The sequence below is a fragment of the Gemmata sp. SH-PL17 genome (assembly GCF_001610855.1).
Lineage (GTDB): Bacteria > Planctomycetota > Planctomycetia > Gemmatales > Gemmataceae > Gemmata > Gemmata massiliana.
Genome location: NZ_CP011271.1, coordinates 4849253 through 4863750, shown reverse-complemented (window position 1 = coordinate 4863750; position 14498 = coordinate 4849253). Strand labels below are relative to the sequence as shown.

At 63.6% G+C, this 14498-nt stretch carries 14 protein-coding genes; 10 read left to right on the top strand and 4 right to left on the bottom strand.

All coding sequences use genetic code 11. From position 1 onward, the window contains the following. Positions 1-4 precede the first annotated feature (4 nt). The 4 genes from VT84_RS20115 to VT84_RS20100 all read left to right on the top strand — a co-directional run bounded on the left by VT84_RS20115 (position 5) and on the right by VT84_RS20100 (position 2147). Complete coding sequence (locus VT84_RS20115) at positions 5-517, top strand: hypothetical protein (RefSeq protein ID WP_082840760.1); 513 nt, start codon at positions 5-7, stop codon at positions 515-517. A 260-nt stretch (positions 518-777) separates the two neighbouring features. Further along, complete coding sequence (locus VT84_RS20110; protein WP_052555131.1) at positions 778-1215, top strand: phage holin family protein; 438 nt, start codon at positions 778-780, stop codon at positions 1213-1215. Next, a complete protein-coding gene (locus VT84_RS20105) occupies positions 1200-1859 on the top strand; it encodes a DUF3618 domain-containing protein (protein ID WP_052555129.1) in 660 nt (219 codons plus the stop codon). The genes VT84_RS20110 and VT84_RS20105 overlap by 16 nt, the downstream gene beginning before the upstream one ends. Before the next feature lie 72 nt (positions 1860-1931). After that, positions 1932-2147 (top strand): hypothetical protein, encoded by a 216-nt coding sequence (locus VT84_RS20100; RefSeq protein WP_052555127.1) that lies wholly within the window; start codon positions 1932-1934, stop codon positions 2145-2147. 60 nt (positions 2148-2207) lie between these two features. Here VT84_RS20100 and rny read toward each other — a convergent pair whose 3' ends face one another. Then, a complete protein-coding gene (gene rny / locus VT84_RS20095; protein WP_082840759.1) occupies positions 2208-3806 on the bottom strand; it encodes a ribonuclease Y in 1599 nt (532 codons plus the stop codon). Positions 3807-4684: 878 nt separating this feature from the next. Between rny and VT84_RS20085 the strand changes: the two genes are divergently transcribed. The 6 genes from VT84_RS20085 (at position 4685) to VT84_RS20060 (ending at position 11398) form a co-directional block, all read left to right on the top strand. After that, positions 4685-6904 (top strand): sigma-70 family RNA polymerase sigma factor, encoded by a 2220-nt coding sequence (locus tag VT84_RS20085; protein WP_162271781.1) that lies wholly within the window; start codon positions 4685-4687, stop codon positions 6902-6904. 439 nt (positions 6905-7343) lie between these two features. Further along, entirely contained in the window at positions 7344-8348 is a 1005-nt protein-coding gene (locus VT84_RS20080) for a DUF1559 domain-containing protein (RefSeq protein WP_082840756.1), read from the top strand. 41 nt (positions 8349-8389) lie between these two features. Continuing rightward, a complete protein-coding gene (locus VT84_RS20075; protein ID WP_082840755.1) occupies positions 8390-8617 on the top strand; it encodes a hypothetical protein in 228 nt (75 codons plus the stop codon). 71 nt (positions 8618-8688) lie between these two features. Beyond that, positions 8689-9129: a hypothetical protein gene (locus tag VT84_RS20070; protein WP_082840754.1), complete on the top strand. Its 441-nt coding sequence runs from the start codon at positions 8689-8691 to the stop codon at positions 9127-9129. A gap of 255 nt (positions 9130-9384) precedes the next feature. After that, complete coding sequence (locus VT84_RS20065) at positions 9385-10443, top strand: DUF1559 domain-containing protein (RefSeq protein WP_082840753.1); 1059 nt, start codon at positions 9385-9387, stop codon at positions 10441-10443. Positions 10444-10756: 313 nt separating this feature from the next. Beyond that, positions 10757-11398: a hypothetical protein gene (locus VT84_RS20060; protein WP_157469659.1), complete on the top strand. Its 642-nt coding sequence runs from the start codon at positions 10757-10759 to the stop codon at positions 11396-11398. A gap of 46 nt (positions 11399-11444) precedes the next feature. Here VT84_RS20060 and VT84_RS20055 read toward each other — a convergent pair whose 3' ends face one another. The 3 genes from VT84_RS20055 to VT84_RS20045 form a co-directional block, all read right to left on the bottom strand. Beyond that, positions 11445-12905 (bottom strand): RtcB family protein, encoded by a 1461-nt coding sequence (locus VT84_RS20055; RefSeq protein WP_082840751.1) that lies wholly within the window; start codon positions 12903-12905, stop codon positions 11445-11447. 98 nt (positions 12906-13003) lie between these two features. Then, a complete protein-coding gene (locus tag VT84_RS20050) occupies positions 13004-13414 on the bottom strand; it encodes an archease (RefSeq protein ID WP_082840750.1) in 411 nt (136 codons plus the stop codon). Positions 13415-13467: 53 nt separating this feature from the next. After that, positions 13468-14478: a TIGR02996 domain-containing protein gene (locus tag VT84_RS20045; RefSeq protein ID WP_082840749.1), complete on the bottom strand. Its 1011-nt coding sequence runs from the start codon at positions 14476-14478 to the stop codon at positions 13468-13470. Positions 14479-14498 lie beyond the last annotated feature (20 nt).

Genomic DNA, 14498 nt, shown 5'->3' with positions numbered 1-14498 from the left:
CACCATGAACCTCCGCATCACCGCGAACCGCGAGTGCCTGAAGGAGAATTCGCTGGAGAGCCGCCTCGCGTGCCTGGCTGATGCCGGTCCGCAGGCCATTTCGGATCGGATCGCGCAACTGGATCGCGAGTGGAGCGCGGGACGGATGACGAAGGCGACGATCGGTGTGCTGATCGTGGCGGGCCTGGCTTTAACCGCGCTCTCGAACCCGTGGTGGCTGGTGCTCCCGGCCGCCGGTGGGGTGTTCCTGCTCCAGTACCTGTTCGGGCGCTCGTCGTGGTTGGGCGCAACGTTCCGCGAGATGGGGTTCCGGTCGGGATCGGACATCGACCAGGAGCGGTTCGCATTGCGGGCGCTTCGAGGTGACTTCAAGAACCTCCCGACGGTTCACGAGATCGAGAGCAAGGACGATATTTCGCGGTTGGAGGGGGAGGGCGGGATCGCCTTCGACCCGGAGGAATCGAAGACCGACGCGAAGGACGCTGTGAAGATCGTTATCCAAGCGGCCAGGCACTAATTCGTGGGGCCTGACTCGCGTGGGGGCCGACTGGGAAACTGGTCGGCCCCTTTCTTTTTTGCCGGCGCCGGTGTGCCCATTTGGGGGCACTCCCATGCGCGGCCCGAGACTTGCGGGCGCGCCCCTTATCTAGCACCGCACATCAGACGACGGTCCACACGTGCAAAACAGGGCCTGCCAGTAACCGCATGGGCGTTTCTGCCCGCGGCACGCAACGTGCATTCGAGTGGTGCATTGGTTAACAGCTCCAGGAGAACCCGATGGCTACCACCGAAGCCGTTCCTCCCAACACATACGACGGTTCCAACCGGGCCGCGACCGATCCCTCGACCTCCGTGGCCGGGCTCGTCTCGGGCATCATCAGCGACGCGCAAACGCTCCTCCGACAACAGGCCGAGATGCTGAAGTCGGAAGTGCGCGAGGACTTCAAGCGCTCGAAACGGGCCGCGGAGTTCGGCGCGCTGGGCATCGTGTTCGCCACCGTCGGCGCACTGGGGTTAATCACCGCGCTGGCGTACTTACTGCACGAACAGTTCCACTTCCCGATGTGGGCGTCGTGGGGCATCGTGGGCAGCCTGTTCCTGGTGGCCGGCGGGGTACTCGGCTGGTTGAGCTACGGCTTGCTCGAACGATTCAATCCGCTCCCGGACAAAACCTTCAACGCGCTCAAGGAGAACATCTCGTGGCAGACCAAGTAACCCCCGCCGAAAAGACGCCCGAGGAGATCGAGCGGGACATGCTTCAGACGCGCGAGTCCCTGACCGAAAAGGTGACCGCTCTGGAGAACCAAGTGGTCGGGACGGTGCAGACCGCGGCGGACACGATCTCCGATACCGTCAGCGCGGTCCGCTCGTTCGTATCGCAGGCCCCGGAAACGGTAAGCGAAACGGTCAAGCAAGCCACGGCCGCTGTGAGCGAAAGTATGAAAGGCGCATTTGATATTTCGTCGCACGTGCGCCAGAACCCGTTGGCCGCGGTCGGGATTTCAGCGCTGCTCGGCGGGATCGTCGGATTCCTGACGGCGTCGCGGCGCGAGTCGTTCAGCGCGCTTGCTGCGGTGTCGGCCCCGGTTCCGCCGCAACCGACGCTGACCCCATCCGCGCCATCGGTGCCACAGGAGCCGGGAATCGCGGACGAGTTCATGGGGATGATTGGTGGCAAGTTGAGGGAACTGGCCGAAACCGCGCTCAACTCCGTCTCGGCATCGCTGAAAGCGAACATCGAGAGTGGCGTTCCGCGCCTCGTGGACGAAGCCGCCACTGCGTTGACCGATCGCAACAGTGCGGAATCCGACACAGCCGCTTTCGCTGCCCGGCTCGATGCCCGCAGAACTTCCGCATGAAACTCGAACGGTGATTCTGTGACCGGACACTAACGAGATCCGGTCGCGGAACGATTGAGGGGGGAGGGGACCGTGCGAATCGTGGGAATCATACTCGTTGCCCTCGGCGCGCTGGGCCTGGGCTGGCAGGGCTTCAGCTACGTCACGATCGAGAAGACCGAGGACGGTCCCAACGCTGTGTGGCGCGAAAAAGAGAGAACCGTCTGGGTTCCACCGCTCGTGAGTGGGATCGCGGTGGTAAGCGGCCTGATTCTGCTCGCCAGCAACGGGCGTCGCGAGGAAATGTAATCCGGCTTGTACTTACCACACCCACGGGCGCTGTTGTGCAGCGCCCGTAGTCATTTCACATCACTTCGCAGTATCGGTCGCGCGGCTCTCGCGGATCACCGTGACCTTAATCTCCCCCGGGTAATCGAGCTGCTGCTCAATAGACCGGGCGATGTCGCGGCAGATGCGGACCGCGTCCGCGTCGTTGGTGCGTTGGGCGTTCGCGATGACGCGCAGCTCGCGCCCGGCCTGGATCGCGAACGCCTGATCCACTTCCGGGAACCCGCACGCCACTGCTTCCAGGTCCGCGAGGCGCTTCACGTACTTTTCGAGCGTCTCGCGCCGCGCACCGGGCCGCGACGCACTGATCGCGTCGGCCGAGGCCACTAGCACCGTGTAGATGTTGTCGATCGTGATGTCGTCGTGGTGCCCGGCGATCGCGTGCAACACTTCCTTGCTCGTCTCACCGTACCGCTTCGCGAGTTCCGCCCCGACCTTCGGGTGCCCGCCCTCCATCTCGTGGTCCGCGGCCTTACCCACGTCGTGGAGCAACCCGCACCGGCGCGCGATCGCGGGACTCAGTCCGAGTTCGGACGCCATGATCCCGCACAGGTGTGCGACTTCGACCGAGTGGGCGAGCACGTTCTGACTGTAACTGGTGCGGAACCGGAGCCGGCCCAGGAGGTACACCAGCTTCTCGTGCGGCATTTGCACGTCCGCGTCGAGCACCGCCTGGGTGCCGAGTTCCTGGATGTGCTTCTCCATCTCGGCCTGTGTTTCGGCGACGACCTCTTCGATGCGCGTCGGGTGAATGCGCCCGTCCTGGATGAGCTTCGTGAGTGCGATCCGGGCCGTTTCGCGGCGCACGTTATCGAACGCGGACACGATCACCACGCCCGGGGTGTCGTCCACGATCACGTCCACGCCGGTCAGCTTCTCGAACGTGCGGATGTTCCGCCCCTCGCGCCCGATGATGCGCCCCTTCATGTCGTCGGACGGGATGTCCACCGTGCTCACGGTGGCGCCCGCGGTCTGGTGGGCCGCGTAGCGCTGGATGGCGATGGTGACGATCTCTCGCGCGGTGGCCTCGGCCTGTTGCTTCATCCGCTCGTCGTGCTGACGGATCTTCTTCGCGATCTCGTCGGACAGTTCGCGCTCCAGGCGCTCGAGGAGCAACTTCTGCGCGTCCTCGCGCGACAGCCCGCTGAGTTCGTGGAGCTGCTTCGTCTGCTTGTCGATGAGGCCGTCGAGGTGGTGGGCCTTCTTATCGAGCGCGTCCTCGCGCTCGGCGATCTTCTCTTTCAGCCCGTCCACGTACTTTTCTTTGCGGGCGAGTTCGCGCTGGTGCTGCTCGACCGCGTCCTCGCGCTTCTCGACCCGGCGCTCCAGGTCGCGCACCTCGGACCGGGCGGTGTCGAGTTCGCGGCTCAGTTCCTCGCGGCGCCGGACGGCCTCGTCCCGGGCTTTCAGTTCGGCTTCGCGGACGATGCGCTCGGCGTCGCGCCGGGACTGCTCGACGAGTTCCTCGCCGCGCGCTTCGGCGCGGCGCATCACTTCGGGGTCGGGGGGGGCGGGTTCGCGGACGGTGACGGGGGGCGATCGGCGCACGACAAGGTACGTGCCGCCGATGCCCATCAGGGCAGCGACGACGACGAGCCCGCCGATCAACAGCGGTTCCATGATGAGGGCCACTCCAAACCGGTGGCCCGTCGAAGCTCGGCAGCGGGGCCGGGACAAATACCACACGCGGCGCCCGACCGGGCAGTCGGGTGCGCGTCACGAGTCACGAATCCAGTCCCGAACCCCACATGATCGGACAGTCGCGGTGCGAGCGATCGCGGGCCGCGTTCGTCGGTGTCAAGTCCCGCCTCCAGCGCGGGTCCGAGGTGCGACGGGCGAACCGGGGTCTTTATTTAAGTAAAACGGAGCGCGAGCCGTCCGTGGTAGACCGGCGGCGGTACATCCGCGACCGGGATAATCCCGCGCGGTCGACCGTGACCGCGCGAGGCTTGAGGCTCATTATGGCGAGAGCAAAGTAGCTCTGCAACGGAAACGTCCGGTTCCTGTTCGATGTTCCGCTTTTCTCGCGCGGTTGTTGCGCTGAAGTGGCGGGTTCGGGCGTGCCTCACTTTGCGCTGGAAGCAAAAAATCGATGGTCGCGGGTCAAATTTAATGGATTTTAGTACACTAAATGGCTAAAATTGAGTGATGCGGCTGGTTCGCACGCAGGCACGTCGGGAGCAACCACGCCAGAGGGACAGAGGAAACGGGGACGAATTGCGTGCGAATGTTAGCCGCGCACCCCCTCGCAAGGCCGTCCGAGGTGCGAATACCCGCTAAGTTGTAGCCATTCGCTCCGATTTTTGAGTGATTCTGCTACGCGCTGGGGCAAAAGGTTAGCAAATGTTAGCCTCGCCCCGCGAGGGTAGAGGAAGCCATTTCGAGCCACCGCTGGTGTGCTGGGTGGGCGGGGAACAAAAATCCGGTTCGTGAAATTCTGTACGCGCCCGCAGTGAGGCGGGCAATCTCAGGTTAGAGACGCGAACCCAGGAGTGGCGGTGAACGCGATCCTCACCAAGTTGAATCGATTATCGACGGCCCCCGGTGCTTCTTCCGACGGGGCGTTGCTCACGGCGTTCCTCGCGGGTGACCAGAGCGCATTTGCTGTGCTGGTTCACCGGTACGCGGGGCTGGTTTTCGCATCCTGTCAACGCATTTTGCACCACCGACAGGACGCGGAAGACGCGCTCCAGGCCACGTTCCTGGTTCTCGCGCGCCGAGCGGGAGACATTTGGCCGCGTGAAGCGGTCGCGTCGTGGTTGTTCGGCGTTGCGCGCCGAGTTTCGCTCAGGGCTCGGACCGTGCGTACTCGGCGCGCCGCACGCGAGTGTCCGCTCGAAGACGTTGCCACGACCGAACCGGCTCGGCCCGACTTCGATCTCGCGGAAGTGGTTCATCGCATCGTGTGTCGGTTGCCGGAAATCTATCGTTCGGCGGTCGTCGCGTGTGATCTCCAGGGGCTGAGCCGAAAAGAAGCCGCGGAGCGCTTGGGGTGGAGCGAGGGGACGCTCTCCGGCCGGCTCGCTCGTGCGCGCGAGTTGCTCGCCACGCGGCTCCGGCGCGTCGGGCTTTCGCTACCTGCGGGCGGACTGGTGGCCGTGTGTGCGGCACCAGAAAGTGCGCCGGCCGCGACGATTCAATCAACAATCGATCTCGCGATCGGCGCCGGGCCGGGCGTTTCGGCGCCCGTCGCGGCTCTTACCGAAGGGGTGGTTTCCAGTATGGCGCTCTTCAAGCTCAAAGCGATGACGGCTGTTGTGTTCGCCGCCTGCGCGCTCGGCTTCGGCGCGTTCGCGGCTTCCGGTTCGGGCAGTGGTGACGGCGCCGGCACGCAACCGGGCCAGAACCAGAAATCGAGCGCGCCGGTTCCACTAGCCGGGAAACCGGGCGAGCCACCCGCGAAGGGAACCGTTCAACGCGGCCCGCGGTTGGGCCTCGCGCAAGAGGAACTGCTAGTTCTGATCGAGGAACTAAAAGCCGCAAACAAGCAGAACGCGGACCCCGAGGCACTGGCCCGGTTGCGGGCGCGGATCGATGTGATCGGTCGGCTGCTCGACACGAACGACGGGATGATGCCCGCGGACCCACCCACGAAGCCCGGGGCCGATCTCGATCCGCTTCAAGGGTCGTGGCGCGTTACGAGCGTGAAGGACGGGAGCAAGAGTTTGAAGATCGAGCCGGGCGACCCGTGGGTGATCGAAATCAGCGGGAGCACCATGAAGATGCCGTACCGGGAGGCGACCGGTGCGTGGAAGCAACGTGATTACAAGATCGCGGTCGAGTTCGCCCTACAGAAGCCCGACTCCATCATGCAGCGCAACACGATCGACCTGATCGCCCCGCGCGAACCGGTGGGCCGCGGGATCTACGAGTTCACCGCGTCGGAGTTCGCGTGCATGCAGTGCCACAAGGCGAGCGATAACTTGCGCACCCTGGTGACCGGGCGGTTCCCGAACGAGAACGCCTTGTGTGAACCGGCCCTCAAAGACAAGGCGCCGAAGCACGCGGCCGGTTTGCGGCTGGCGTTCACGATCGACGGTAAGCGCCCCACGAAATTCGGCGGCGAAGGGGTGATCGTGTTCGAGATGGCCCGTGCCGATGCGAAGCCCGTAGGCACCGACGACGAGCGGTGGCGCGAACTGAAGTCTCAGTTGGCTGCGCTCGCCAAGAAAACCGGTGACGACCGAGTGCGCGACCTCGCGCTCGCGCAGCTCTTGGCGCTTGTCGAGAACACTCAACTCGAATCAAAACAGGCCAAGCTCGATCTCGCTCAGGCGACCGCGCAGCTCCAGATCACGAAAGAGGCCGCCGACCTCGCCGAGGCGCGGTGGGCCGGGGCGAACCAGCGGTGGCAACTGGCCGTCCGCGAGTACGAGGACGCGAAGGCGGCACGAGCGGCTAAAGACAAACCGGTGCCCGCGGTCGCGCCGGGCGGTGTCGCCCCCGCGGGTTCGGTGTTTACGGTCCACATCCGCACGCTCACCGCGGCGGAGAAGGTCGTCAACGTGAAGGCGACCGGCAGCGAATGTGTCATTGACGGACTGATCCACGCGATCGACGATATTCCGATTATGACGGGAACCGTGAGCACCTGGTTGGTTCGCGGCAAGGAGGTTCTGCCGATCGATCTTCCCGGGATCAAAAACGGCGTGACGCACACCAACTATCAGCTCAAGGCGGGCGACCAACTCTTTGTGCAGGTGAAGGCCGAGAAATAATCCGATTCTTCGCGGTGATCGAACGGCATGGTACTTTCCAGGCTGTTCGATCACTATCAGATCGAGAGAATTGATGTAGTATGTGAGTTTTTGGTGACAGGTGAATGTTCTAGCTCACGAATGGCTAATGCCTATAAGCGAGTTATTCAGTGCCCAAATTGGCTGTTGTACCGCACAAGGTGTCCTCAAAATTCCTTCATCGTTTCATCACTGCGTTTTGCAAGTTGCTTCTAGGAAACGAGTTGTCACTTTTGCGGCGTCTCTGAATGTGGAATGTCACTGAAGAAACTGTGAAGCACACTTCGGCCGCTTTTGCGGGGGTAGATTGGGTGTGTTGGGATCGTGTGTGCCATTGATTTGGTGCTCGTTCTTCCCGCCTTCGCCCCCCTCGAACATCGCCCGTTGCCTGCCCTCCTTTTTCTCTTTGAGGCCGAATCGGATGACGCGACAAAACGCGCCACGTGGGTTTACGTTGATTGAGCTGCTGGTCGTCATCGCCATCATTGCTGTGTTAATCGGGTTACTGCTCCCCGCGGTCCAGAAAGTCCGCGAAGCCGCTGCCCGCATGAGCTGCCAGAACAACCTCAAGCAGATCGGTCTCGCATTCCACAGCTATAATGATGCGAACAAATCTCTGCCGAACGGTGGGCGCGACGGGCGCCCGGCCGGACAGACGAGCCAAACTTGTTGCAACTGGGACGACAGCCAAGTCGCGACCAAGAACGCCGCGGGCCAGATGGACGACCGCACCGGGTTCAACTTCCGCTACCAGATCCTCCCCTACATCGAGCAGGACAATCTGTTCAACACGGTCAGCCGGGCCACGCTGCTCGCGACCCAGGTCAAGGTCTACAACTGCCCCACGCGCCGCACGACGGCCCTGTACGGCGCCTCGACCCGGTCCGACTACTGCGGCAACGCGGGCACCCAGTACACGAGCACCACGTCTAGTTCCAGCGGCAACGGGGCGTTCGACGGTGTGGTCGTTCGTACCGACGTGCCCCAGGTCGGGTTGAACCAGATCACCGACGGTACCTCGAACACGGTTATGGTGGCCGAGAAGTGGTTGCACCCGAAGCGGCACAACGCGGACGGGGGCGACAACGAGGCCATGTTCAACGCGGGCTGGGACGAGTGCGTCGTCCGCATCGGCGGGGGCACGTTCACCTACGACTACAACCCGAACGGCCCGGCCGTGTCCGGCAGTTCGTCGCGCACCATCCCCCGCACCCCGCGCCACGACAGCGAGGCCCCGCAAGTGGTCAACTCGTCGGGCGCGACCGTTACCATCTGGAACCAGCAGTTCGGGTCGTCGCACACGGGCGGGATGAACGCGGTGTTCTGTGACGGGTCGGTTCGCACGGTGAAGTATTCGGTGGACGCCAACGCCTGGTCCGCGGCGTGCTCGCGCAACGGCGGCGAAACGCTCTCCATCGACAACTGACCCCCACCGAACTCTTGCAATCTTCCAACAAGGTACTCTCGATGCGAAAGATGATGCTCGTGGGCGCGGCGGTGCTCGTCACCGCCGCGGTTGGGTGCGGCTCGAAGCCCACTCCGGTCTCCGTGACGCCGGAGATGGAAGCCGAGCAAAAGGAAATGGATAAGCGGGTGCGCAACGAAGAAACGCTCCAACAGAAGAACCAGAAAATGAGCGGTAAACCCTCGGCAGAGGACGAAGAGGCCGCTCGCGCCAAGAAACAGCGAAACTAATCGCCCAATGGGAGCGGGAGCGCCCGCGGGTTCGCCAGGCGCTCCTCATTAGTTCATTAAGGAACTCGGACGTGTCAACTCGTTGTTTTTTCCTGCTCCCGGTCGCGCTGGTCGCCGTATGGGTTCTGCCGATCGGCTGTTCCCCGCGCGACCCGTTTCCCGAACTCCACCCACTCACCGGAACCGTGGCACTCGATGGTAAGCCCGTAACCGGTGGCGGGGTGATTTTTGTCCTCGATTCGGGTGAGCGATCCGCGCTCGTGGTCAACGCGGCCGTCAAACCTGACGGGACGTTTTCCGCGCAGACCGAGTATCCCGGCGACACCGGCACGGTGACACGTCCCGGTGTCCCGGCCGGTAAGTACAAGGTAATTTATCACCCCGCGGGCGACGGTTCCAAAACCGACCTCGCCCGTGAGATCAGTAAACGTGTTTTGGTCGAGGGCAAGGCGACGACGGTAAACGTAGTCGTTCCGGTGCGTCCCGCGGCCGACCCGAAATCGGAGAAGTAAACGTACCATCTTCGACGAACTCGAACGCACCTCACACGGGGCCGGTTATTCCGGTCTCGTGTTTTTTTTTCATGTTGCTTATGCGTGCATTTGAAGAATATGAGGGAACGATGATCGCTGCGCTCAAGTGCCGTGTGTAGATGTTGAGAGTTGTGCGAATATTGGTCGGACGCCCTGGAGGAACATGGGGGAGGTTGCCAATGTTAACCCACGTTCGCGGTGTTCATTTCCGTCGCCCACTCTCGGAGTACTTCGATGGGTCATAGGTACCGGAACGGTTCGCGGTCGGCATTCACATTGATCGAGTTGCTCGTCGTCATTGCGATCATCGCCATCCTCATTGGGCTCCTCCTGCCCGCGGTCCAAAAGGTCCGTGAGGCCGCGGCCCGCATGCAGTGCTCTAACAACCTCAAGCAGATCGGTCTGGCGTTCCACAACTTCGAGAGCGCCAACAGCCACTTCCCGCAAGGCCCCTACGACGGCGACCCCCGGTTGCCGGGCATGGTGTACAACGAGCCGGTCGGCGCCTACGAGAGCGGCACCACCTGTTGCAACGCCGCCCACCCGGACGGCTGGAGCCACTGGTTCAAGATCCTGCCGTACATCGAACAGGACAACGTTTACAAGCTCGCCAAGTTCGACCTCCCGCCGATCCACAGCGGGCGCCCGACAAACTACAACGGCGAGAACGATGTCGCTCGCGCGCTGATCAAGACCTACTACTGCCCGACCCGCCGGGCCCCCACCGGCTACGGAAGCGCGCTACTGGGCCGGTGCGATTACGCCGGGAGCGCCGGGTTCTATCAGGGCGAGGTGCACGAGAATCAGGGTGACATCCCGGCTCCGCCGATCGGAATGACCCCTCGGCGCAACGAGCGCACCCCGGAGAACTTCGGGGACTACCCCGGGCGCAAGGGGATGATCGTGTGGTCCGGGCAAGGGGCCAAGCGCCGGATCGCGGATGCGACCGACGGTCTGTCGAACAGCCTGATCGCAGCGGAGAAGGCGCTGCCCCCGAGCCGGCACGGGGCCGACGGCGGGGACAACGAGCGCTGGAACAACGCCGGCTGGGACGAGTGCGTCATTCGCTACCACTTCCCGCCGAAGCACGACACCGACCCGGCCAACATCCCGCTGAACCCGGACGGCACGACCGCGTGGCGCCGGTACTTCGGCTCGGCCCACACCGGTGGCTTGAACGCGGTGATGGGCGACGGCTCGGTCCGCTTCGTGCGGTTCAACGTCGATCCGATTAGCTGGATGCGGGTGTGCGTGATCGACGACGGCCAGGTCATCGACGCGAGCCAGTTTTAACCCACTTACCGCGAGAGGATATCGTGCAGAACTACTTCCTGATCGCGCTCGTGGGGCCGCCCTGGGGCTGAGCGGGTGCGGAGCGCAGACGACGATCAACACGACCCCGCTCACCGACGAGCAGAAGAAACAGGTCGCCGAGGACGACAAGCGGATCGCCGACGAAGAGAGCAACGGCACCGCGGGCAAGCCGCCTCCCAAGAAGGGCGCCGGCAAGAGATAAGCCTTCGACCCATTTACGCGGAGACGGACGGAGCCCGAAGCTCCGTCCGTTTGCACTTACCGACCCACATTTATTGAAGGTTTTTAAATCATGCGTCTCTTCACCTTTATTTCCCTGGCACTCATTGCCATTTTCACGGCCGGGTGCGGGGGGAGTTCCAGTCCGCCCGCGCCAGGGGCCGGTGCGGTGACCGTGGCCCCCAGCGCGGCTCCCGCCGGGCCGATGTTCGACACGCTCGAGTACGCGAACTGGAAGCGGTTCCCGGTGGGTACGACGGTCAAGCGGAAGTCGGTCACCTCGACGGAGCGCTCCACGAATAAAGTCACGAGCGTGAACATCTACACGCTCCGGGCGGTCGGCGCGGACAGCATCGAGGTGACGCGCCAGAACACGACGGACCGCGGGGACGGCACCACGCCGGCCGTGAACCCCGGCGAGACCAACCGCTTCAACCGGCAGTTCGCGATCCCGAACGGGATGACCGCGGACGACTTCAACAAGCCCTCGCGCAAGGCTAAGGTGACCGGCGAGGAAGAGGTGACCGTGCTGGGGAAGAAGTACAAGGCGACGGTCTACTCGTGGAGCGACGCGACCGAGGCCGGGCCGCTCGAAGTGAAGCTCTGGCTGAGCGAAGAAATGCCCGGGCGGATCGTCAAGCAGGTCATGAAGCAGTCCACGCTGGCGAACACCACGAACGAAGAAGTGGTTGAGGTCACCATTCCGAAGAACTGAACGTGTGAAGGGCACCCGCTGCGTGTGGTGCCCTCACACGTTCAGTTCAGCCCTTAATCACGCCGAGGGGCCGCATCCGCGCGACGCGGCGCGACAAATCGGCTTCGTGGACGACGTCCACCACATCGTCCACGTTCTTGTACGCCTTCGGTTGTTCCTCCGCGAGCCCGTTGCGGCTGCTCGCCATCGCGATTACGCCCCGGTGTTCGAGTTCGCGATCGATCTTCCGCCCCGCCCCGTCCTTGAGCGCTGCGGTGCGGCTCATCGCGCGCCCGGCCCCGTGGCACGTGGTGCCGAAGGTTTTCTCCATCGCGCCCTGCGAACCGACCAGCACCCACGACGCGCGGCCCATGTCGCCGGGGATAATCACCGGTTGGCCGACGGCGCGGTACTTCTCGGGCACCTCCGGGTGGCCGGCTGGGAATGCCCGCGTCGCGCCCTTGCGGTGGACCCAGACCTTCTTTTTCTTCCCGTCCACCGTGTGCTCTTCGAGCTTCGCGATGTTGTGCGCGACGTCGTAGAGTTGCTCCATGCCGAGGTCTTCCCACGACCGGCCGAAGACGCCCGCGAACACCTCGCGCGCCTGCTGCATGAGGAGCTGACGGTTGCAGAACCCGTAGTTCGCCGCGGCCCGCATCGCGGCGATGTACTTGCGGCCCTCGGGCGAATCGACCGGGGCGCACGCGAGCTGTCGGTCGGGTAACTCGAAGCCGTACTTCGTCGGGCAGTTGCGGAACGCGGCGAGCGAGTCGTCGCACACCTGGTAGCCCAGCCCGCGGCTCCCCGAGTGGATCATCACGCACACCTGGTTCAGTTCCAGGCCGAACACCTTCGCAACGTCCGCGTCGAAGACGCTGTCAACGACCTGCACCTCGAGGAAGTGGTTCCCGCTGCCGAGCGTGCCGCACTGTTCCGCGCCGCGCTTCACCGCGTGGTCGGAGACCTGGTGCGGGTCCGCGTCGTCGATACGGCCGTTCGCCTCGGTGTGGTCGAGGTCGCGCGCCACGCCCAGTCCGCGGTCGATCACGAAGCGCGGGCCTTCGCCCATCAGCCGGCGCGTCTCGGTGGCGTCGAACTTGTAGCGCCCGGTGCGCCCGGCCCCACTCGGAACGGTGTAGAACAGCGCCTTCACCAGTTCCTTCATGTGGTGCTTGACGTCATCGAGATAGAGATTGGTCTTGATGAACCGGACGCCGCAATTGATGTCGTACCCGACGCCGCCGGGCGAAATGACGCCGCCCTCTTCCGGATCGGTCGCGCAGACGCCGCCGATGCAGAACCCGTAGCCCCAGTGGATGTCCGGCATCGCGATGCTCGCGACCTGGATGCCCGGGAGCATCGCCACGTTCGCGACCTGGTCCGGCGCCTGGTCCTTGCGGATGGCTTCCAGGAGCTTGTCGTTCGCGTAGATGTGCCCGTCCACGCGCATCCCCGCCTTGTAGCTCTTTGGGATGCGGTGGCAGCAACAGCCGATACTTTCCAGCGGGCCGGCAAATTCACTCTTCATGAACGCAATCCAGAAGAGCCACGGATGACACCGATAACGCAGATCAGAAAGATCAAATTCTTCCGATCCGTGTTATCGGTGTTATCCGTGGCTGATTTTCAAATGTCGACAATGACTTCCGCGAGCCACGCCCCGTCAACTTCGATCACTTTCAATTCGTGGTAAGTGATCGCTTTGACCTCGTGCGCGAACGTGTGCCGATCCGGGTCGAACGACTCGCCGCGAACGGTCGCGGTTAACCCCGCTTCGCCGACGCGCACGTCGAACGACGCGAATAGCATTCGGTCGGTCTCGAAGCGGAGCAGGAGTTCTTTGAGCCAATCGAAGAGCAGGAACTCGCGGTCGGCTCCCGCAATTTCGATTTGCAACTCCTGCGCCGGCTGGACCCGCGCCGGGTCTTCGACCATCGCGGAAACGAGGCACGCGGCCACCTCCGCGAACAGCGCGTCGAGGGCCGGTGCGGTCGCCCGCAGTCCGAGGTCGGCAGTGTGTTCAAATAACTCGTGCATCGGCGGTGTTACGGACACGCGGGGAAGGGCGGGGGTTCGGGGGCCACGAATTCTCAATTGTCACCGTCACGCGCGATGTCAATCTGCGTTGTCGGGCCGTCCGGGGACGGCTGGACCGTGACGCGCAGGCGGAACCGGCGCTCGTGAACGCGGATCACGAACGCGCCCGTTAAGAGTTCCATTCCGAAGGGTTGAGCGAAGATGTGATTGGGGTCGATCTGGCCCCTGAGCGCAAGGCGGGTTGTGATCGGGTTCAAGAGCCGAATCGGTGCGGGATCGCGTTCAACCCACTCGCCGTCGATGCGGTAGCGAATACCAAGGGCTTCGATATCGGGGTAGAGGAGTATTCGATCCGCGCGAAGGTTAAGTGCTTCAGTTAGTATCAGATTTACGAGCGCGACGATGGGGGGCGAGGTTTCCGGTGCGAGTTCGAGCGAACTGCGGTACGGAAAATAGTCCCACACTGGGTCCGCGAAATCGACTAGGACGCTATCAACCGATTCCGTCTCGGTCCGTCCGTAGTCGCGGTTGATAGCGTCTTGAACGTCGGCGCGGAGCGCGCCGACGAACACAATGTCGCGGTCCAGAATAAATTCGAGCTTCTGCGCGGTGTCGCAGTCGTGCGGATCGGCGGCCGCGACGAGCAGCGTTCGCTCTTGAGCGTCGAGTGGTAAGACGAGATTCTCGCGGGCAACTGACTCCGGCACGAGCTCGAGAACCCCGCGAGGAATCGTGTAGTTCGTGAGGCGGACGGTGATGTTCGGTGCGGGGAGCAGTTGAACAAGTGACTTGGGGTAACCAACGAAGAGACTCGCGGCAATGGTGAGCTGCGCGCGGATCTTCGGCACGTACTTGTCGGCTTGCCGGAGCAGTTCGAGGCGCTCGTCGCTGTCGGAGCCGTAGCGCTCGGCCTCATCACGCAGGCGAATGAAGTGCGCCCACGCCGCGTTGTGCGAGACGCCGGTCTCTTCGAGCCAGTCCGCGAACACGAGCCGAAGGGTGGCGTCCGTGGGCCGGGTCAGGTATTCGCGAACGAACGCATCGGCGTCGGGGTGCTTCTGCATGACGTGCCCCGGTGGTGCGG

Bases quoted from the DNA above. Each gene is read 5' to 3' on its own strand.
- VT84_RS20115 (WP_082840760.1), top strand. From the start codon at position 5: ATGAACCTCCGCATCACCGCGAACCGCGAGTGCCTGAAGGAGAATTCG.
- VT84_RS20110 (WP_052555131.1), top strand. From the start codon at position 778: ATGGCTACCACCGAAGCCGTTCCTCCCAACACATACGACGGTTCCAAC.
- rny (WP_082840759.1), bottom strand. From the start codon at position 3,806: ATGGAACCGCTGTTGATCGGCGGGCTCGTCGTCGTCGCTGCCCTGATG.
- VT84_RS20080 (WP_082840756.1), top strand. From the start codon at position 7,344: ATGACGCGACAAAACGCGCCACGTGGGTTTACGTTGATTGAGCTGCTG.
- VT84_RS20075 (WP_082840755.1), top strand. From the start codon at position 8,390: ATGCGAAAGATGATGCTCGTGGGCGCGGCGGTGCTCGTCACCGCCGCG.
- VT84_RS20065 (WP_082840753.1), top strand. From the start codon at position 9,385: ATGGGTCATAGGTACCGGAACGGTTCGCGGTCGGCATTCACATTGATC.
- VT84_RS20060 (WP_157469659.1), top strand. From the start codon at position 10,757: ATGCGTCTCTTCACCTTTATTTCCCTGGCACTCATTGCCATTTTCACG.
- VT84_RS20055 (WP_082840751.1), bottom strand. From the start codon at position 12,905: ATGAAGAGTGAATTTGCCGGCCCGCTGGAAAGTATCGGCTGTTGCTGC.
- VT84_RS20050 (WP_082840750.1), bottom strand. From the start codon at position 13,414: ATGCACGAGTTATTTGAACACACTGCCGACCTCGGACTGCGGGCGACC.
- VT84_RS20045 (WP_082840749.1), bottom strand. From the start codon at position 14,478: ATGCAGAAGCACCCCGACGCCGATGCGTTCGTTCGCGAATACCTGACC.